The sequence below is a fragment of the Saccharothrix ecbatanensis genome, from assembly GCF_014205015.1.
GTDB lineage: Bacteria > Actinomycetota > Actinomycetes > Mycobacteriales > Pseudonocardiaceae > Actinosynnema > Actinosynnema ecbatanense.
The window spans coordinates 7,634,579-7,653,477 of the sequence record NZ_JACHMO010000001.1 but is presented as its reverse complement, the minus strand read 5'-3'; the positions used below and the strand labels follow the sequence as shown (position 1 = coordinate 7,653,477).

Annotated in this window: 15 protein-coding genes and 2 tRNA genes; 5 read left to right on the top strand and 12 right to left on the bottom strand. The window is 69.4% G+C overall.

All coding sequences use genetic code 11. The features are described from left to right. The first annotated feature begins 19 nt into the window (after positions 1-19). Entirely contained in the window at positions 20-1,246 is a 1,227-nt protein-coding gene (locus F4560_RS33480; protein WP_246477917.1) for a helix-turn-helix transcriptional regulator, read from the top strand. Between the two features lie 1,273 nt (positions 1,247-2,519). Here F4560_RS33480 and F4560_RS33475 read toward each other — a convergent pair. Next, entirely contained in the window at positions 2,520-3,596 is a 1,077-nt protein-coding gene (locus F4560_RS33475) for an AAA family ATPase (RefSeq protein WP_221483724.1), read from the bottom strand. Between the two features lie 11 nt (positions 3,597-3,607). Here F4560_RS33475 and F4560_RS33470 point away from each other — a divergent pair, with 11 nt between their 5' ends. Beyond that, the gene (locus F4560_RS33470; protein WP_221483723.1) at positions 3,608-4,021 is read left to right on the top strand and encodes a hypothetical protein; all 414 of its coding nucleotides are present in this window, start codon (positions 3,608-3,610) and stop codon (positions 4,019-4,021) included. Positions 4,022-4,181: 160 nt separating this feature from the next. Continuing rightward, positions 4,182-5,558 (top strand): site-specific integrase, encoded by a 1,377-nt coding sequence (locus F4560_RS33465; protein WP_184926957.1) that lies wholly within the window; start codon positions 4,182-4,184, stop codon positions 5,556-5,558. A 44-nt stretch (positions 5,559-5,602) separates the two neighbouring features. Here F4560_RS33465 and F4560_RS33460 read toward each other — a convergent pair. The 7 genes from F4560_RS33460 to F4560_RS33430 form a co-directional block, all read right to left on the bottom strand. Beyond that, a tRNA-Arg gene (locus F4560_RS33460) sits at positions 5,603-5,678 on the bottom strand. 38 nt (positions 5,679-5,716) lie between these two features. Next, positions 5,717-5,806: transfer RNA gene (locus F4560_RS33455), tRNA-Ser, on the bottom strand. Between the two features lie 117 nt (positions 5,807-5,923). Beyond that, positions 5,924-7,921 carry an acetoacetate--CoA ligase gene (locus F4560_RS33450; protein WP_184926955.1) on the bottom strand — a complete coding sequence of 666 codons (1,998 nt, stop codon included), beginning with the start codon at positions 7,919-7,921 and terminating at the stop codon, positions 5,924-5,926. A 58-nt stretch (positions 7,922-7,979) separates the two neighbouring features. After that, entirely contained in the window at positions 7,980-8,744 is a 765-nt protein-coding gene (locus tag F4560_RS33445; protein WP_184926953.1) for an ESX secretion-associated protein EspG, read from the bottom strand. Next, positions 8,741-10,120 carry a PPE domain-containing protein gene (locus F4560_RS33440; protein ID WP_184926951.1) on the bottom strand — a complete coding sequence of 460 codons (1,380 nt, stop codon included), beginning with the start codon at positions 10,118-10,120 and terminating at the stop codon, positions 8,741-8,743. Before F4560_RS33440 ends, F4560_RS33445 begins: the two co-directional genes overlap by 4 nt. Then, positions 10,120-11,085: a hypothetical protein gene (locus F4560_RS33435; RefSeq protein ID WP_184926949.1), complete on the bottom strand. Its 966-nt coding sequence runs from the start codon at positions 11,083-11,085 to the stop codon at positions 10,120-10,122. The genes F4560_RS33440 and F4560_RS33435 overlap by 1 nt, the downstream gene beginning before the upstream one ends. Positions 11,086-11,312: 227 nt before the next feature. Further along, positions 11,313-11,990 carry a dienelactone hydrolase family protein gene (locus F4560_RS33430; protein ID WP_184926948.1) on the bottom strand — a complete coding sequence of 226 codons (678 nt, stop codon included), beginning with the start codon at positions 11,988-11,990 and terminating at the stop codon, positions 11,313-11,315. Positions 11,991-12,111: 121 nt separating this feature from the next. On the opposite strand from F4560_RS33430, the gene hisC reads away from it, so the two are divergent. Further along, entirely contained in the window at positions 12,112-13,179 is a 1,068-nt protein-coding gene (gene hisC / locus F4560_RS33425) for a histidinol-phosphate transaminase (RefSeq protein WP_184926947.1), read from the top strand. A 36-nt stretch (positions 13,180-13,215) separates the two neighbouring features. Here hisC and F4560_RS33420 read toward each other — a convergent pair whose 3' ends face one another. Then, positions 13,216-13,965, bottom strand: a complete 750-nt coding sequence (locus F4560_RS33420; RefSeq protein WP_184926946.1) for a sulfite exporter TauE/SafE family protein — start codon at positions 13,963-13,965, stop codon at positions 13,216-13,218. Positions 13,966-14,074: 109 nt separating this feature from the next. After that, a complete protein-coding gene (locus tag F4560_RS33415) occupies positions 14,075-15,031 on the bottom strand; it encodes an SMP-30/gluconolactonase/LRE family protein (RefSeq protein WP_221483722.1) in 957 nt (318 codons plus the stop codon). 81 nt (positions 15,032-15,112) lie between these two features. On the opposite strand from F4560_RS33415, the gene F4560_RS33410 reads away from it, so the two are divergent. Next, the gene (locus tag F4560_RS33410; RefSeq protein WP_246477916.1) at positions 15,113-15,547 is read left to right on the top strand and encodes a MarR family winged helix-turn-helix transcriptional regulator; all 435 of its coding nucleotides are present in this window, start codon (positions 15,113-15,115) and stop codon (positions 15,545-15,547) included. A gap of 56 nt (positions 15,548-15,603) precedes the next feature. On the opposite strand, the gene ypfJ is transcribed toward F4560_RS33410, so the two are convergent. Further along, the gene (ypfJ, locus tag F4560_RS33405; protein WP_184926945.1) at positions 15,604-16,506 is read right to left on the bottom strand and encodes a KPN_02809 family neutral zinc metallopeptidase; all 903 of its coding nucleotides are present in this window, start codon (positions 16,504-16,506) and stop codon (positions 15,604-15,606) included. A gap of 553 nt (positions 16,507-17,059) precedes the next feature. Then, the gene (locus tag F4560_RS33400; protein WP_184926944.1) at positions 17,060-18,790 is read right to left on the bottom strand and encodes a bifunctional metallophosphatase/5'-nucleotidase; all 1,731 of its coding nucleotides are present in this window, start codon (positions 18,788-18,790) and stop codon (positions 17,060-17,062) included. Positions 18,791-18,899: the final 109 nt, after the last annotated feature.

The following is an 18,899-nucleotide window of genomic DNA, read 5'->3' as shown; positions in this document are numbered from 1 at the left end:
TGAGTCGTGCGGAGCCGAGTTGAGCAGGCTCGCGGTCGAGCCTGTCTGTCCGACGTGCCACGCGAGCGCACGTCACGCGCCGCCGATCATGACGGTTCGCCCGCTGACACCGGCAGTGTGGCTGTGGTCGGCTCCCGAAGCGGCAGCGGCGCTGAGGACTCGCGACCTGGCGACGATCCTTCGCGTCTACCGACGGGTGAACGGCCTCAAGCAGGAACGGCTCGCCGCGCTGCTCGGCTACGACAAGACCTACGTGTCGATGATCGAGACCGGTCGGCGCACCATCAGCGACGTCACCACCCGACGCCACATCGCCCGCGTGCTCGGCTTGCCGATGCACGTGCTCGGCGTGACGGACAACGACGATGCCGACTTCGCCGCGATGATCCAGTTCGGTGACTCGACCATCCGACTCGCCGAGATCGCCCGCCAGTCCGGGCGCGCGGTCGACGCGGTCAACGAGCTGTGGCCGCTCGTCGCCAGGTTGGAGGCACGCGCCGCCGAGGGCCGCGCCGAGCGCGACACGATGATCCTGCTCGGGCAAGGCCGGGCGGCGCTGGGCGTCTCGCTGGGCACCGTCCTGCCCGAGGAGCGGTTGGCCGCTGCGGCGCGCTGGACCGGCAAGGCGCTCGTCGTCGCCGAGCGGCTGGGCGATCCCGTGTTCCTCGCGCACGCGCTCCGGATGCACGGCAACGAACTGCGCAAGGCCGACCACGTCGGCGCGGCGATCGCGCGTCTGAGCCGAGCCGTAGCCGTATCCGGTGATCGGGAAGGCCAGGGCGCGGCGTTCGCCCTGCTCGCGCGTGCGGCGGGCGAACAGGGCAACGCGGACCTCTTCGACCAGGCGATCACCGGTTACCGCGACCTGCTCGACACAGAAGCGGGGCGCGGGATGCTGTTCAACCGGTTCACGTTCCGGGAGATCGAGCTACGCGGCCGGATCTCGACCGGCCGCGCCGCCGAGGCCGTGCGCGCCTTGCAGACCGACGTCAGCGGGCCACCTGTCGCGCCGCAGTGGCACATCATCGAGAGGGTGACCGCCGGGCAAGTGCTGCTGGCTGCCCGGCATCTCGACGGCGCGACGGAGGCGTTCCGAACGGCACTGGTCGCCGCTGAGGCGCACAGGCTGCCCCACCAGGTGCAACGGACGATCCGAGCAGCCGATGACGCCGATCTCACCGAGATCAGCGCCGAGGGCCGCGCCGCCCTCCAACGGCTGGCCAATCAACTCGCACCACAGCCGTAGCAACCGTCCGTCAACCGGATCGGAAACGCGCTGACAGGATTCAGCCACCGCCTGACCACGCTGCCACTAGACAGAATCGCCGGAGCGAGCACCACCTTCCCAAGCGCAGTAGCCTAAGCTAACGCCCGTACCCAACAAGAAGCGCAAAAGCCGTCGTCCACGGTATAGCCAAAAAGCAATCTTGATCTACCACGACATGCGCGTCGAGGAAACCTCAAGAGGGCCGCACAAAGAATATTCTCCTTGATACAAGAGGCTGCACGAAGTGAGCCAAGCAAGCCGAGAATCCTAGTTCTCGACATCCAAGGGCATCGAAACCCCAACGGGGCATTCGATCACGACGCCTTTGAGTTGTACTTCATCGACCCAAACTCCGAACACGAGTACGATCATCAGGCTTTGGACGTGCGCGCTCGCGACCACGTTCCAGATGCTCGCTCCAGCAGACCATCAGTGCAAGCCATTGCTGACCACCTTGGCATGAGCCCGATATGCATCATCTGCTGGAAATCGCCCGTAGAGCGGGCTCGTGTTGTACCGAAGTCGCTAGGCGGATCTAATGACGTGCGCAATTTCGCTCTACTGTGCGCCAAACACCACAAGGAAGCTCCGGACGTTGCCGACGCCGAGGCTTTCTGGTCATGGGTAGATTACGCTGGCCGGCGTGACGGACACGAGAAATGGTCCGACGTTGATCCGGAACTTCTAGCAAAATAGGCTTGAAGCACAGAATCCCCTCTGCGGCACAAAATAGCGCAAGTCACTGGTCAGTAGTACGAACTGAACCGACTGACCACTACGGTTGGAAGCCAGAAGATTTCTCGGCAGCATCACTGGACGAACTGATGGAAGAGTTCCATACCGTAATGGAAAGTGCCACCACTACACATTTCGGCCTCCGCAAGAAGGCGTCAACCGAGGCGTGGGTATTCGAAATCGCCCGCCGTCGAGTCGCCAACCGTTCAAAAGAATAGTTATGAAGTGGCCGCTGCCTCGCAAGCAAGCGAGGGTAGACCCGAGCACAGTGCACGGACCCACTCCCCCGTTGACCCAGAACACCCGAGTTTCGTACACAGCGCGAGCTGCTATGACGTACCGGTCGGGCGGACGGCAGTCCGGGGGGCATCCCCCACCCCTGGTCAGGACTGCTCGCGTGCGCGCGGGGAGGCTGCCGACCGGTCGAGACCGTGCTCGTTCGGATCACCATTCGGCTCATTCGGATCAGCACCCGTGACGTGATCTGAACGGGCCGAATGGTGATCCGGATGACGGGTCACAAGTCGAGCGACCAGACCGACCCCTGTCCGAAGCCCTGCCGGGTGGTGGCGATTCCGGCGCGCTTGCGGGCACGTTTCAAGGTGGCCTCGGCGATGCCGTCCGCGCGTGCGGCCTTGATGATCTCGGCTGCCTTGCCGCTGCCGCCGTGCTGGATCAGGTAGTCGCGCAGCCACCCGGCGGCCTCGTCGCGCTCCGAGCGTGCCTCGGGATCAGCGCCGGTCTCGGCGAGGATGTCCCGCACGTTCCGCTCGGTCTCGCCCATCATCACCAGCCGCCCGACCTCGGCCGGTCCATCGTCCGTCTCGATCGCGGCGGACTCGATGCGGTAGCCCAGCGACGGCAGGTTCAACCGGCCAAGGTTGTTCTTGGCCTGACTGATCACACACGCGCCGTCGTCGCTCTCCTTGTCCCGCGCGACCGCCAACACGGCGCGTGCCACAGCGGAGAACGCCCGGCTTCCGGTGATCAGGTGCAGCGGATCCGGGCTCGCCGACTTGTTGAAGTGGGCCAGCCCGACCACCGCGCACCCGGTGCGGTCGGCCATGCGCGCCAGTGGTTCGAGGGCCTGGCGCAGCTCCCGGTCCCGATGGGTGTCGATCCCCGCACCGATGGCGGACAGCAGCGGGTCGAGGATCAGGAGGCCGACGCCGCGCGCCTCGATCTCCTCGCCCAGCGCCTCGCAGTCCCGAGGCAGCGTCAGCCCCGTGACGATGCCGTCCACGTCCACCTCGGCGCGGTAGACCGTGTCGAGGTCGGCACCGGCAGCGGCGAGCCTGGGCGCCACAGTGTGCGCCCAGGAGTCCTCGGTTGCGGCGTAGATGACCGGTCGCGGCTCGCCGTGCAGAGCACCCGGCAGCGTGCCGTTGGTGACCTGTGCTGCCAGCCAGCAGGCGAGCTGGCTCTTGCCGATGCCCTCGCGACCGGGCACCAACGACAGGGAGCCCGCGGGAACCCTGTCCTGCCAGATCCAGCGCACCGCGCGCATCCGGATACCGGAGGCCGGGGTGAGCCTGATGTGCCTACCCGGCGGCGTCTCGGTGCCCGGCGGATCGGTGCCGTAGGCCAGCGTCACGCGGCACCACCATGGCCCCACTGCTCCATGAGACGCACGTGCTCGACCTCGGCGAGGGCAAAGCGCTCATGCGTGCTGTCCACGTACCGCACGACCTCGGCTATTGCGCCACCTACTCCACCGACCACCTGCACACGTGCCGCCCCCCAGGTCAGTCGGGAGAGGTGTTCCAACGTCGCCAGGTCGATCCACCGGGCGTTCGCCAGGTTGACCCGCACGCGCACGCCCACCGCTTCGCCGAACTCGCCCAGTCACCCGAGACCCGCAAGGCACGCGAGATCGAAGCCGACGCCGAAGACCTCTACCGCGCCCAGGTCATCGAACGCGACCTGATCAACGTCCGCCGCGCGATGCGCAGGGCCGGTCTCACCCCACCGACCAACTTCGAACTTGACCAACTCGACAGGAAGGACACCAACCGGTGAAAGCGGGAAGCATCACCCGACGCTGTGCCTGCCGAAATCCCGAGACCGGCAAGCAATACGACAAGGCGTGCCCGAACGCCCGGAAGAAGGGCCACGGCACCCTCGCCGCCCGCCAGGACTCCCCCCAACCGCAGACGACGAACGCCGTGTCTTCCGCCGCATGGGCTACGCCACGGTCGAAGCGGCACAGGCCGACCTCGACAAGGTGCGCGCACTCCTGGCGATCCCGGACAAAGACGACGAGGAGGGTCGCGAAGCCATCGCCGCACTGCTGGTGCATGTCGCGGCCAACAAGGAGCCGATCCCGGACTACGACGAGACCAAGCGTCGGCTGCGTACCGGGCAGAACCTGGTCAACCGGATCACGATCGGCGAATGGCTCGATCAGTGGATGGCGTCGGAGCAGCACCGCCGCGCCACGACCGTCAGCTACGAAAGCCACGTCCGCCTCTACATCAAGCCCAACATCGGCGACGTCCGGATCGACCGCCTGCAAGTCGCCCACGTCGCCAGGATGTTCCAGGCGATCGAGGACCAGAACGAAGTCATCCGGGCGAACAACCTCGACCGCAAGGAACTGGAGGTGCAGATCAAGCGGACGAGCATCCGCAGCGAGAAGCGCAAGCTGCGCGAGCAGTTGGCGAGCCTGCCGCCATACCGGCGGATGGTCGGGCCGTCGAGCCGTCAGCGGATCAGGGCGACCCTGCGCGCGGCGCTGAACGACGCCACCGCGCAGCAGTTGATCACCTTCAACGCCGCCGCGCACTTCAAGATCCCTTCCAAGCGGCCCAAGCCGCTGGTGTGGACCGCCGAGCGCGTCGAGCAGTGGCAGGCAACGGGAGTGCGACCGTCGCCCGTGATGGTCTGGACTCCGGAGCAGACGAACCAGTTCCTCGACCACGCCAAGTACCACCGGCTCTACGCGATGTGGCACGTGCTCACCTTCCGAGGGCTGCGCCGAGGGGAGGTGTGTGGGCTGCGGACCGAAGACGAGGACTTGGACGCGGGCACCCTCCAGGTGGCGAAGCAGCTCACCGAGGTGGATTACGAGGTCGAGGAGAGCGACCCGAAGACGGAGGCTGGAAAGCGGACCGTTGTCCTCGACGCTGCCACGGTGAAGGTGATGAGAGCGCACCGCGCGCAACGCGCCTCGGAACGCCTCACCGCAGGTCCGGCGTGGGTGGAGTCCGGGCGGGTGTTCACGCAGCGGAACGGCGAGCAGCTTCGTCCGTCGTGGGTCACCGACCGGTTCGCCGGGTTGACCGCCCAGGCTGGTCTCCCGCCGATCCGGCTGCACGACCTCCGCCACGGAGCGGCGACGCTCGCCCTGGCGGCTGGCGTCGAGATGAAGACGGTTCAGGAGATGCTGGGCCACAGCTCGATCACCGTGACGAGTGACACCTATTCGACGGTGCTTCCCGAAGTCGCTCGGAATGCCGCAGAGGCGATCGCCGGTCTAGTGGCTCGTCGGACCGGAACCGATGGGCACACATCGGGCACACAACGGCCGTCTCACCGCGAAACGGTCAAGAACTAAGCAGCGGAAAAAGAACAAACCCGCTGGTGAGAGCGGGTTTGAGGTGGTGCGCTCGGCAGGATTCGAACCTGCAACCTTCTGATCCGTAGTCAGATGCTCTATCCGTTGAGCTACGAGCGCATCGTATTCAGTTGTCACCCGGCCGAAGACGGGTGTTGCGGAGGCTCCGGGATTTGAACCCGGGATGGGCGATAAACCCAAACCGCATTAGCAGTGCGGCGCCATAGACCAGACTAGGCGAAGCCTCCCGGAGCCCTCGGCTACGACGCATAGATTACACATGACCCCGCCGCACTGGCAAAACGCCCCCCTCCTTGCCGCATCCGCCCTGGTCAGGACGCATGCGGCAAGGCTGGGAGGGGTGGTCAGGGGGTGGTGGGGTGAGGTAGGTCTCGCGCCAGATCGAGGAATGGGCGCAGGGCGGCCGGGTTCCGGAGGGCGTCGAGGCTGACCGCGCGCTCCGGCGGGGTGCCGGCGAGGATCTTCTTCACGGGCACCTCGCACTTCTTGCCGTTGAGGGTCCTCGGGATCTCCTCCACGGCCACGAACCTGTCCGGCACGTGCCGCGGGGACAGGTTGGTTCGTAGTTCCGCTCGCAACCTCGGCTCCAGGGTGTCCAGCGTCACGTCCGGCTCCAACACCAGGAAGCACAGGAGTTCGCCGTCGGTCTGGCCCGCGCCGGACGTGTCGATCACCAGTGAGTCGGCCACGCCGGGCAATCCTTCGACCACTCGGTAGAACTCGCTCGTGCCCATCCGGACCCCACCCCGGTTCAGGGTGGAATCGCTGCGGCCGTAGATGATCGCCGAACCCCTTCGGGTGATGCGGATCCAGTCTCCGTGCCGCCAGACGCCCTCGAACGTGGCGAAGTACGCGTCGTGGAGTTTCGAGCCGTCCTCGTCACCCCAGAAGAACACCGGCATCGACGGCATGGGCTTGGTGATCACCAGCTCGCCCACCTCCTCGATCGCGGGCTTGCCGGACTCGTCGTAGGACTCGACCGCCGCCCCCAGCGCCCGGCAGGAGAGTTCGCCCAGCCAGACCGGCAGATCGGGAGCCGCCGCCACGAAAGCGGTGCAGAGGTCTGTTCCGCCGGACACCGAGGCGATCTGGACGTCAGACCCGACGGCCGACGCGATCCAGCGGAAGCCTTCGGGGGTCAGGGGCGCACCTGTGGAGCCGACGACGCGCAGCGCGGTGAGGTCGTAGCGGGACGCCGGGTGGAGGTCTTCCTTCAGGCACGACTGGATGTACGGCGCGGACGTGCCGAAGTACGTCACGCGGTGCTGTTCCGCGAGGTGCCAGAGGACGTTCAGGTCGGGGTGGGCCGGACTGCCGTCGTACAGCACGATCGTCGACCCGACCAGCAGCCCGGAGACGAGGAAGTTCCACATCATCCAGCCGGTGGTGGTGAACCAGAAGAACCTGTCCCCCGGACCGAGATCACTGTGCAGCGCCAGCATCTTCAGGTGTTCCACGACGATGCCGCCGTGCCCCTGAACGATCCCCTTGGGCAGCCCCGTGGTCCCGGACGAGTACAGGACCCACAACGGGTGGTCGAACGGCACGGGCTCGAACGCCAACTCGGCGCCGTCGTGCGCCGCCAGCAGGGAGTCCCACGTGACCACGCCGGGAAGCGGGGTGCCGCCGACGTAGTCGATCATCACGGTGGCGCGCAGGGACGGGATCTCCGACCGCAGCTTCTCCACCGTCGGCCGCACGTCGAACGCCCGCCCGTTGTACCGGTACCCGTCCACCGTCACCAGCACCGTCGGCGAGATCTGGGTGAACCGGTCCGCGATCGCCCGCGCGCCGAAGTCCGGCGAGCACGACGACCAGGTCGCGCCGAGCGACGCCGCCGCCAGGAACGCGATCAGCGCCTCCGGCGAGTTCGGCACCAGCGCCACCACCCGGTCGCCCGGGCGCACGCCGATCTCCACGAACCCGGCGCGCACCGCGGCCACACGGCTACGCAACGAGCCGTACGTCAACTGCGACGACAAGCCGTCCTCACGGTGGAAGACCACCGCCAAGTCACCGTCCGCGCCCCTCAGAGCGTGCTCGGCGTAGTTCAGCGTGGCACCCGGGAACCAGGACGCCCCCGGCATCACCGGAGCCTCCAGCACGCGCGTGGGCGGGCTGTGGAACACCACCTCGAAGAACTCCGCGATCGCCCCCCAGAACGCCTCCAGGTCGGACGTGGACCAGTCCCACAGCGACTCGTAGTCGGGGAAGTCCAGCCCCTTGGCGGTGGCCAGCCAGGAGCGGAACGCGGTCATCCGGCTGTCCTGGACCCGATCGGGGTCCGGACGCCACAGGACTTCCGCCTCGCCGGCGGCGGCGCCGGCACGCATCTCGGTCATACCTGAGTTCCTAGCCGATCGGACGGCCCGGAACCACAGCAGTCATCCACACACCGGATCAGTTCCGACCGGCGGCTGCCACCAGTCCCTCGACCGCAGAGATCAACCGCTGCGCGTCCGCGGGCGCCATCACGAGCCACCCGTCGTCCCGCCGGACCAGGTAGCGGCCCTCGGCGGTGTCCAGCCACGACACCACGGTGCCAGTCGGGTGCAGGTACCCCGCCCGGTTGCGGGCGATCACGCCGACCTGGCCGCCGCCGCTGCGGGTCGTCACGGCACGCATCAGGGTGTTGGCCTCCGGCTCGCGCAGGCCGACGCCGCGCAGCACGTCGAGGAAGCCCTCGCTGCCCTCGTTCTCCCCCGCCTTCCCCGCCGCCAGGTAGTCGTCCCAGCGCACGTTCACCGAACGGCCGCCGCCGGGTCGCGCGGGCGGCAGGGTGTTGACCGTGGTGGCGGCCAGCGCGGTCGGCCGGAAGCCGGTGACCTGCACCTGGCCGCCGAGCCGGCCCGCGAACGCGCCGTGCCAGGCGGCGGTGGCCAGGCCGCGTGCCTGTTCACCGCGCAGCGTGAAGAACACCTCCAGGCCGATCTCGAACTCGGCCAGGCCGCGCAGCAGCCCGTACAGCTCCTCGTCCGGCCGCTCGACCGTGCCGAGACCGCGTGCCGCCAGGTCGCGGGACGCGGTCTCGACCAGCCTGGCCCGTTCCTGCTGGGTGTGACCGAAGTGCCTGGTGCCGAGCGGCACCGGGTGGGCGTCGCGGTGGACGGCCTGCCACAGCAGGAAGAACTCCACTTCGGAGAGCCGGAAGACGCGCTCGGTCACAGGCCGATCACCGGGGGTGCGGCCTTGCGGTCGACGCCGAAGACGTTGTCGTCGTCCTCCAGGTAGTTGGGACGGCTGCGGTCCCGGTCTTCGCTGCCGCTGCCGGCGACGGGAGGCGGGGCGGCCATCGGCGCGGCGCCGATCATGCCCGCCTGCGGCGTCACCGACTTCGGCGCCTGGAACGAGCTGGTCACGCTGCCCGGGTTGGCCGAGCCGCCGCGGTCGCCGAGGGCACCCGTGGCCGAGCCTGGACCAGCCAGCGGACCGGAAGCACCACCACCACCGGCCGAGCCGACGGGCGTGGGCATGGACACGGCTCCGCGACCGCCGCCGCCGAAACCGGTGAAGCCGCTGCGACCGCCGCCGGAGCCGGGGCGACCCGACTGCGGGGACGTGCCGCCGGGACGCTGGCCGGGGTTCTGGCCGCCGGGGTTCGCCACGACCGGGTTGCCGGCGCCGCCACCGCTGCCGTCGGGCACGGTCGGGGTCGTCGGCAGCACGGGCGGCTGCGGCGGAGGGGTCGGCGCGACCGGGTTGGTCGGCGGGCTGAACGACGGCACGGTCCGGTCGACCTCGTACGAGTTCAGCTGGAACATCGCCATGACCTCGGCGGCCTGGCGGTGCGTCGCGTCGGCGGCCAGCACCGAGTCGACCGCGGGCGCGGCGACGGTGTCGATGCCGGTGAACGCGCCGGGCGTCGTCCGCGGCAGCCGCGTGCTCGCGATCAGGCTCTCCTCGGCGATCGGGGACAGCGTCCGGTAGCCGAAGTCCTCCGTCCGGCGCGCGATCAGCGGCGACCTGGGCGTGGCGATCGGGGTCGGCGTCGACGGCACGTCGGCGACGGGCGTGACGACCGGCGGCGCGGGTGCGGGCGGCGGCATCATCTCGCGTGCGGTCTGGACGTGGTCGATCTCGGTGGCGATGCACTTGGCCACGTTGTCGGCGTGCTCGCTGGTGTGCAGCGCCCACTTCTCGACCGACTCCAGCGCCTCGCGGGCGCGTTGGGCCGACTCGCCCTCCCACGCCTGGGTGGACCGGCTGATCGCCTTGGCCAGCAGCTCCTGCACCTCGCCGAGCGCCTTGCCGACGGTCGCCCAGTCGGTCTGGGCGCTGCCCGCGGCCTTGAGGTCGACGCCGGTGTTGACCATCTCCCACAGCTGCTGGTGGCTGTAGGTCATCCAGTCGACCTTCTGGCCGAGGTCGGTGTGCTTCTCGTGGCCCTGACCGCCGCCCTGACCACCACCGTGGCCGTGACCTTGACCGCCGCCTTGGTGGCCGTGACCCTGGCCACCGTTGCCCTGGCCGCCGTTGCCGCCGTGACCCTGGCCACCTTGGCTGCCTTGACCGCCCTGGTTGCCGTGCTTGTTGTCGCCCATCAGCCCTTGGCCTCCCCAGCCGCCCCGAACGCGTCCGCCGCTTCGTCGTCGGCGAGCTCCAGGTTCCGCGCCGCTTCGCGGATGGTCTCCTCGACCTCGAAGAGCACCTTCATGAAGTCGCCGATCACCTTGACCGCGGATTCCTCGTTGCCCACCGCGACCTCGCGCAGCCGGCGGCTGATCGCGTCGCTCACCCAGTTGTTGCCGAACTTCAGCTCGACGTCGAGGTTGTTGACCGCCCGGCCGTGCACGTTGTCGACCAGGCTCCGGGCCTGGGAGACCAGCTTGAGCAGGTCCGCGACGCCCTGCTTGTCCAGGTCGAGCCGGACGGACTGCTTGTCCACCGCGTCCAGCGCCGTGGTCGCCTTGGCCAGGTCGGTCTTCGCGGCCGTCGCGAAGCTGTCCCGGATGGGTGACGCCACGTCCGGCTCGGCAGCCGCCGGTGCGGCAACGACCGGCACGGCGGCGACCGGCTCCGCGGCAGCCGGTGCGGCGGCAGGCGGTGCGGCGGCAGGCGGCGCAGCGGCAGGCGGTGCGGCAGCCACTGGTGCCACAACCACTGGTTCGGCTGCCACCGGCTGGCCGGCCATCGGCTGGCTGGTCATCGGCTGGGCGGTGAACCCGGCCGGGATGGTGACCGTGGGGCTCGGATCGGCCATCGGCGTGGCGCCAACCGGCACACCGGCGAACGGCAGGTCACCTGCCGGCACGTTGGCGACCGGCACCCCGGCGAACGGCGCGTCACCTACCGGCACCCCGGCATAAGGCGCGTCGGCCACCGGCACTCCGGCGAAAGGCGCGCCGCCTGCTGACACATCACCTACCGGCACGTCGACTACCGGCGCGTCGGCCACCGGCACGTCGACTACCGGCACGTCGGCCACCGGCGGATCGGCCACCGGCGCCTGGGCCGAGAAAGCCGGCTGCCCCACCGCGGACGGCGTGAAGCCCGGCGGTATCTGCACCGTGGGTGCACCCGCCGTGAATGAGACCGTGTTCCCGTCGCTCATCACTACCCCCTGCACTGCGCTTCGCCGCAGGCCCACCGCGCGTTAGCCGACGTCGACCGAATCACGCTTCCGGACGCCTTCCTTAGATGTACCGGTAACCACGTTCGGTTCCAAGCCGCCGACCAGTTGCTTGACTGGTCGCTTGACTGGTCGCTTGGCGGGTTGCCCGGCGAACGAGTCGCCTAGCGAAGGTGGGAGTCGAACCAGTTCAACGCGCGCTGCCACGCCTCGGCGCTGGCGCCCGGCGTCGTGTCGAACCGGTGGCTGGTGTCGGCGAACCGGACCACGTCGGTCGCCACCGGGGCAGCCGCCGCCGCTTCACGCAGCTTCTCCACGTCGCTGAACGGGATCTCGGCGTCGTCGTCCCCGTACAGCCCGAGCCACGGGCACGTCAGCTCCTCCGCCACCTCCACCAGCGACGGCAGCCCTTCGGCCAGCGGCTCCAGGATGCCGCCGCCACCGACCGTGACCGCGGCGCCGATGGTTCGGCTTCCCGCGACCACCATCGCGACCGATCCGCCGAGGTCGAAGCCCATGACGCCCATCCGGTCCTGGCTGACGCCCTGTTGCCCGAGCCACACGAACGCGACGTCGGTGTCCTCCAGCACGGCCTCACCGGACAGCGCGCTCACCATGGCCGGCGCCTCGGCTCCGGACACCTCGTCGTAGAGGTGCGGCGCCACCGCCAGCCACCCCTCGGCGGCGAGCGAGCTGACCAGGCCGCGAACGGTGTCGGTCACGCCGCGTGCCTCGTGGAGCACGACCAGGCCGCCGCGGACGGCGTTCTCCGGCTCGGCGACCGTCAGCCGCAGCTCACGGCCGTCGGTGAGGGAGAGCGTCTCGGTGCGGGTAGCAGTCATGGGGCAACCCTTCCACGTAGGGGTAAACGGCAGTCAACGTGAGCATCGGTACGGCAGGTATGCCCCATCCGGGTCTTTCACGGGCTAACGTCCAGCTCAGAACCCCGAAGGGAGTCCTTGGATGACCGTGCGAACCCGCGCCGATCTGGTAGCTCTGCCCGCTTACGTGCCCGGCAAAACCATCCCCGGCGCGATCAAGCTGGCCAGCAACGAGGTGTCGGCCGGACCGCTGCCCAGCGTGGTGCGCGCGATCGCGGAAGCGGCGACCGCGGTGAACCGCTACCCGGACACCGCCGCCACCGAGCTCGTGGCGCGGCTGGGCGACAAGCTGGGCGTGCCCGTCGAGCAGCTGGCCGTCGGCTGCGGCTCGGTGACGCTGTGCCAGCAGCTGGTCCAGTCGACCTGCACCGCCGAGGACGAGGTGCTGTTCGCGTGGCGCTCGTTCGAGGCGTACCCGATCGTCACCGCCGTGGTCGGCGCGCGGCAGACCAGGGTGCCGCTGACCGCGGGTCACGAGCACGACCTGGACGCGATGGCCGCCGCGATCACGCCGCGGACCCGGCTGGTGTTCGTGTGCAACCCGAACAACCCGACCGGGACGGCGTTGCGGACGGCGGAGATCGAGCGGTTCATCGACCGGGTGCCGTCGGACGTGCTCGTGGTGATCGACGAGGCGTACAAGGAGTTCGTGGCCGACCCGGAGGTGCCGGACGGCGTCGAGCTGGCGAAGGCGCAGTGGGCGGCGGGCCGGGACAACGTGGCCGTGCTGCGCACGTTCTCCAAGGCGTACGGGCTGGCCGGGCTGCGCGTCGGGTACGCGGTGGCGTCGCCCGCCGTGGCCGAGACGCTGCGCAAGGTCTACGTGCCGTTCGGCGTGAACGCGCTGGCCCAGGTGGCCGCGCTGGCGTCCTTGGACGCCGAGGACGAGCTGATGGCGCGGTGCCGGGCGATCGTGGCCGAGCGGACGCGGGTGCGCGACGCGCTGCTGGCCGCCGGTTTCGAGGTGCCGGAGTCGCAGGCGAACTTCGTGTGGCTGCCGCTGGGCGAGCGGACTGCGGCGTTCAACGAGCACTGCCTGGAGCACAAGGTGATCGTGCGGGCGTTCGTCGGTGACGGCGCGCGCGTGACGATCGGCGATCCGGAGGAGAACGACGCGTTCCTCGCCGCCGCGACCTCGTTCACCGGCTGAGCCGGCTGAGCCTGCCGAGCCACACCGGCCAGGCGTTCACCGGGTCAGCATCTGCGTGATGGCCACGACTCCCACCAGCACGATCACCGCGCGCAACACGGCGGGTGGGAGTCGGCGGCCGACCTTCGCGCCCAGCTGACCGCCGACGACCGAGCCGACCGCCAGCAGCAGCACTGCGAGCCACGCCACGTCCGCGATGAAGATGAACAGCACGCCCGCGACCAGGTTCACGAACGCCGTCAGCACGTTCTTCAGGGCGTTCATCCGCTGGATGTGCTCGCTCATCAGCACGCCCATGAGCCCCATCACCAGCACGCCCTGCGCCGCGCCGAAGTAGCCGCCGTAGATGCCCGCGAGGAACACCCCGACCCACAGCGCGAGCCCGCCGTGCTCCTGCCGTTCCCGTTCGGCGAGCTTGCGGTTGAGCCACGGCTGGGCGATCACCAGCACCAGCGCGATGGCGATCAGCACGGGGACGATCGCCGAGAACGCGTCCTCCGGCAGCACCACGAGCAGGATCGCCCCGACCACCGCGCCGAGCACCGACGCGGGCAGCAGCCGCTTCACCCGGCTCGCCTGGCCGGTCAGCTCACGCCGGTAGCCCCACGCGCCGCTGAGCGAGCCCGGCACCAGGCCGAGGCTGTTGGACACGTTCGCCACCACCGGCGGGTAGCCGACGGCCAGCAGCACCGGGAACGTCACCAGCGTGCCGGAGCCGACCACCGTGTTGATCCCACCGGCGAACACACCGGCCAGGACGACGACGATCGCCTCCAGCGTCGTCACGGCCACTCTCCCCGGTTCTCGCAGTTGGTTAGCGACGCTAACACTGCGTCAGGCGGAGCGCGGTGTGGTTCCCACGACACCGCGCCCCGTCGCACGCGGGATCCGCAGCTCAGTGCGCAGAGGTCTCGGAGAACCGTCGCACTGTGTACACATCGGACATGCCCGCGCCGGTGACCAGCGGGCCGAGGTTGCCGTCCACGACGTAGCTGCCGTGCGGTGAGCGGGCGATGGTGGTCGGTTCGTCGTCGGCCCACGGCGCGGCGCGGTGGGTGGTGCGGGCGGTGCGCCAGTCGTCGTTCGAGCGCAGCACGCTGACGGCCGCTTCCCCTGGTGCGCCAAGGGAATTGGTGACGACGGCGAGCGAGCCGTCCGGGCGCAGGTCCATGCCGTCGCCGCCGACCAGCGGGCGGTCGAGGGTGATCTCGGAGACCCGTCCGCCACGGGTGACCTTGAACAGCGCGCCCGTGTCGTAGCGGACCGCGAGCACGAAACCGTTGGGGTGCCAGACGATCCCGTTCAGACCGATGGTGGTGCTGCCGAGCCGGGGGTCACGGGCGAGCACGGTGGCGTGGCCGCGGCGGTCGACCCGGTAGAGCGCGTCGGTGGCCGGGTCGGTGACGTACGCGTTGCCGGCGTGGTCGACCGCGACGTCGTTCGCGGAGTGCCGGCCGGGGCCGATCGCGAGGTCGACCACGTGCAGCGGACGTCCGGTGGCGAGGTCGAAGACGCCGAGCCCGGAGGCCTTGTAGGTGGTGTCCGCGGTGGACCGGCTGCCCACGCCCATGTCGCCGTACGCGACGTAGACGCGGTCGCGGATCACGTGGACGCCGAACGTGGACACCATCCGGGGATCGCTGATCAGGGTCTTGGTGGCGCCGCCCGGTCGGACGACCTCCACGGTGCCGTGGCGGATCGAGGTGAGCAGGAAGGTGCGCCGCAGCGGGTCCCAGGTGATGCCCTCGGGGTGCAGCGCGGTGGATCTGCCGGTGATCGTCTCCGGTGGGGTGTGGGCCGACGCCGGGGCGGCGGTGAGGATCAGCAACACGAAAATCATCAGGACACGCATGGTGCTCCGTTCACGTCGTTCAGTACGTGCACGAAGCTATATCAGAGTTCTGATAGTCGTCAACGAGTTTACGATCTGACCATGGGCATGCCGGTCGAGGAGCGCCTTGGTGGCGACATCAAGCGCGTCGAGCACGAGTTGATGCTGGTGAAGCAGCAGGCCGTGCGGCCGGCGGGGCTGACGGTGCCGCAGTACGCGGCGCTGCTGGTGCTGGACGAGCACCCCGGTGTGTCGGCCGCCGAACTCGCGCGCCGCTGCCGGGTGACGCCGCAGACGATGACCACGATCCTGCGCAACCTGGAAGCGGCCGACCTGATCGCCCGAGTGCCGCACGAGGTGCACCGGAACGTGCTGGAGACGCGGCTGACCGAGGCGGGGCGCGCGGCGTTCGAGGTGGCCGACGCGCGGGCGTCCGCGGTGGAACGACGGCTGGCGGACGAGTTCAGCGCGGCGGAGCGGGAGACCCTCCGGGCCTTGCTGGCGAGGTGTTCGAAGGTGCTGACCGAACAGCACTGACGCCCCTCACCGGCCTCGATGTGCCGGTGAGGGGCGTCAGTGGCGTCTAGCGGTGTTCAGCCCAGGTCGTTGGTGTCGAACGTGTTGCAGCGCGCCGGGTCGCCGGTCTCGAGGCCGGTCGTATACCACTTCTGCCGCTGCGCCGAGCTGCCGTGGGTGAACTGGGTCGTGTCGATCCGACCGCCGCCGAGTTCGCCCTGGATGAAGTCGTCGCCGATCCGGGCCGCCGCGTCCAGCGCCGCGTTCACGTCGTCCTGCGTCACGCCGGTGATCAAGGGCTGCCCGGACGCCGTCGGCACGGTCTGCGCGTGGTTGGCCCAGGCGCCCGCGTAGCAGTCCGCCTGCAACTCCAGCCGCACCGAGTCGGACTTGGGCCCGGACCGCGAGCTCACCCGGTCGGACGTGCCCAGCTGGTTCTGGATGTGGTGCCCGTACTCGTGCGCCAGGATGTACGCCTCCACGAACGGCCCGCCGGTGGCGCCGAACTTCTGCTGCATCTCCCGGAAGAACCCGAGGTCGATGTACACCTGCGCGTCCGCCGGGCAGTAGAACGGCCCCACCGCGGACGACGCGTTGCCGCACCTGGTCTGCACGCCGCCGGAGAAGAAGTTCGTCTGCGCGGGCTGGTAGGTGCGGCCCGATCGGGCGAACTGGTCGGTCCAGTAGGCCTGGATCGAGTTGATGAACGCCACCGCGCGGCAGTCGGCCTCGCGGTTCGCGTCCGCGCCGGTCCGGCACTTCGCCTCGATGGACTCGGAGCCCACCTGCCGGTCCTGGCCGACGTCGCCGAACCCTGAGCCGGACGGCAGCTGCGCACCGCCGCCGATCTGCGACAACACGAAGTAGAGGATGAGGCCGACGATGCCGAGCCCACCACCACCCATGGCGACCCGACCGCCGACACCCCGTTGGTCGGTGACCTGTGACGTGTCGAGTTCGGCGTTCTCGTTGAACTGCACCGCGCGTCCTCCAACCTCAGGGCCCACACAGAAACCGGACAAAGATAAGCCCCGGATGCGGGACCCGACGTCGGGGCACCGCACCCGGGGGTTATTTCCATGTGGAGATGACGAAACCATTCGTGGCGAGGTCGGCGTGGACCGCGGTCGGCGCCGACGGTGGAGACGGCGCCCTCAGACTTCCGGGGTCAACATCGTCAAGCGCGGCGATGGCGCCGGTGGCGCCGTGCGCTCGAAAACCTCGTCCAACCGCTCACGTTCGCGACCGGGCCGGTCTCATGACCGCTCCGCCCGCGGGGTCGCGGTCCGAACGCGAATCGTCATCGCGAGGACTTACCTGCACCGCACCACCTACCCCTTCCGGGCGTGCCGCCGGCGGGTTCAGCTCGGGTTCCGCCGGTGGCAGGTCCTACGTCGAGCATGCGCTTGATCGGCCCGATGCACAACCGGAGGACACGTCCCCTGAACTGGTGAAACGCAATTAACCAGGTCGATTCGGACGGTCACCGCGCGCAGTGGGCGGACGCCTCGACGCCCGCCCACCGCGCGGTGCTCACGGCGTCGTGGTGATGCGGTCGAGCGCCGGCGGGGCGGTGTTCGGGTTCGCCGTCAGGTAGGCGCTGAACCCGTCCAGGTCGATGCCGCCACCGGTGATGTCGGTGCCGCCGGTGAACGTGCTGAACCCGTCACCGCCGCCCTGGAGGAAGCTGTTGATCGTGACCCGGTAGTTCGCGGCCGGGTCCAACGGCACCCCGTTCAGCGCGATCGCCGACACCTTCGAGCCGATGGGCGCGGACGCCGACCACGTGTAGGTCAGGCCCTTCGACGGCTGGAGGATGATCTGCCGCTGCGCGCCGTTGACGATCTGCCACTGCTGCTCCAGCGCCGCCTTGATCTGCGTGCCGGTCAGCGTCACCGTCTGGAGGATGTTGCCGAACGGCTGCACGGTGAACGCCTCGCCGTACGTCACCACACCGTCGCCCTCACCCGCGGGCGAGGAGGCGTAGGTGAGGTCGGAGCGCACACCGCCGGGGTTCATCAGCGCGAGGACCGCGCCGTTGTCGGTGGTGGTGGCGAGCTGCGAGTCGGCGATCAGGTTGCCGAGCGGGGACTCGCCGGCCGCGTTCTGCGCCCGCAGGATGTCCTGCGCGATGGTGCCGACCGGGCGGTTCGCGATCGGGCCGGACTTCGACTTGGCCAGGTCGATGATCGCCTGGATCTGCGGGTCCGGGGTGACGTTCCGGGTCACCACGTGGTTGCGGGCGACCGTCGCGGTCCGGATGACCTCGCGGGTGCGCTTGTCGATCTTGAGGTCGACCACGGACAGCTCACGGCCGAACGCCAGGCCCTCGATGAACGGGCGCGGGTTGCCCGCCGGGTCGGTGACCGTGCAGTTGTAGTGCTGGTGGCTGTGGCCGGAGAACACCGCGTCGATCTTCGGGCTGACCTGCTCGGCGATCTTGCGGCCGGGACCGCCGGCGACCGTGCGGCACTCGTCCGGCCCGCCGCCCGCGGTGTTGTCGCCCTGGTGGATCAGCAGCACGATCGACTTCACGCCGAGCCGGTTCAGCAGGTCCGCGTACCGGTTCGCGGCGGTGATCTCGTCGCCGAACTCGAGCTCCTTGATGCCGTTCGGGTCGACCAGGATCGGCACGTCCTTCAGCGGCATGCCGATGAAGCCGATCGGGACGCCGTCGCGGAACTCCACCCAGAACGGCGGCAGCGCGGGGCGGTCGTTCTTCGCCAGGGTGACGTTGGCGCCGAGGATCGGGAACTCCGCGCCCTCGTAGGTGTCGCGGAACTGGCAGCCGTCGACCGGGTGGCAGCCGCCGTACTGCATGCGGAGCAGCTCTTGGTAGCCCTCGTCGAACTCGTGGTTGCCGGCCGCCGTGGTGTCCATGCCGACCTGGTTCAGCACCTCGATCGTCGGCTCGTCGTGGAACAGGGCGGAGACGATCGGCGAGGCGCCGATGAGGTCGCCCTGGCCGACGATCACGGAGTTGCGCACCTGGGACTGGAGGTCCTTGATGTGGGTGGCGTTGTAGACGGCGCCACCCGCTTCGACCTGGGTGCCGTCGGCCAGCGTGACGCGGCCCGAGGAGCCGCTCGGGGGCTCGATGTTGCCGTGGAGGTCGTTGATGCCGATCAGTCGGACGTCGACCGTGCGGGCCGGCTTGTCGTTGTCGGCTTGCGCGGGGTTCTGCACGAGCGTGACCGCCAGCGCCGCCGCCGCGGTGACCGCGAGCGCGGCGGAGCGCTGCGCGGTGCGTCTGAACGAGGTCATGGGGTGGTTCCTCCCTGCGGCGCCCCGGTAGGAGGGCGCTGTACGGCGCAGGAGTTTGCCTTCCGGAGCTGACCGGCACCAGACATGCTCGTGGATCGTCAGTTAACGG

Excerpts from the sequence above, each read along its gene's own strand:
- F4560_RS33470 (WP_221483723.1), top strand. The coding sequence starts at position 3,608 with ATGGCCCCACTGCTCCATGAGACGCACGTGCTCGACCTCGGCGAGGGC.
- F4560_RS33465 (WP_184926957.1), top strand. The coding sequence starts at position 4,182 with ATGGGCTACGCCACGGTCGAAGCGGCACAGGCCGACCTCGACAAGGTG.
- F4560_RS33450 (WP_184926955.1), bottom strand. The coding sequence starts at position 7,921 with ATGACCGAGATGCGTGCCGGCGCCGCCGCCGGCGAGGCGGAAGTCCTG.
- F4560_RS33440 (WP_184926951.1), bottom strand. The coding sequence starts at position 10,120 with ATGGGCGACAACAAGCACGGCAACCAGGGCGGTCAAGGCAGCCAAGGT.
- F4560_RS33430 (WP_184926948.1), bottom strand. The coding sequence starts at position 11,990 with ATGACTGCTACCCGCACCGAGACGCTCTCCCTCACCGACGGCCGTGAG.
- hisC (WP_184926947.1), top strand. The coding sequence starts at position 12,112 with ATGACCGTGCGAACCCGCGCCGATCTGGTAGCTCTGCCCGCTTACGTG.
- F4560_RS33415 (WP_221483722.1), bottom strand. The coding sequence starts at position 15,031 with ATGCGTGTCCTGATGATTTTCGTGTTGCTGATCCTCACCGCCGCCCCG.
- F4560_RS33410 (WP_246477916.1), top strand. The coding sequence starts at position 15,113 with ATGGGCATGCCGGTCGAGGAGCGCCTTGGTGGCGACATCAAGCGCGTC.
- F4560_RS33400 (WP_184926944.1), bottom strand. The coding sequence starts at position 18,790 with ATGACCTCGTTCAGACGCACCGCGCAGCGCTCCGCCGCGCTCGCGGTC.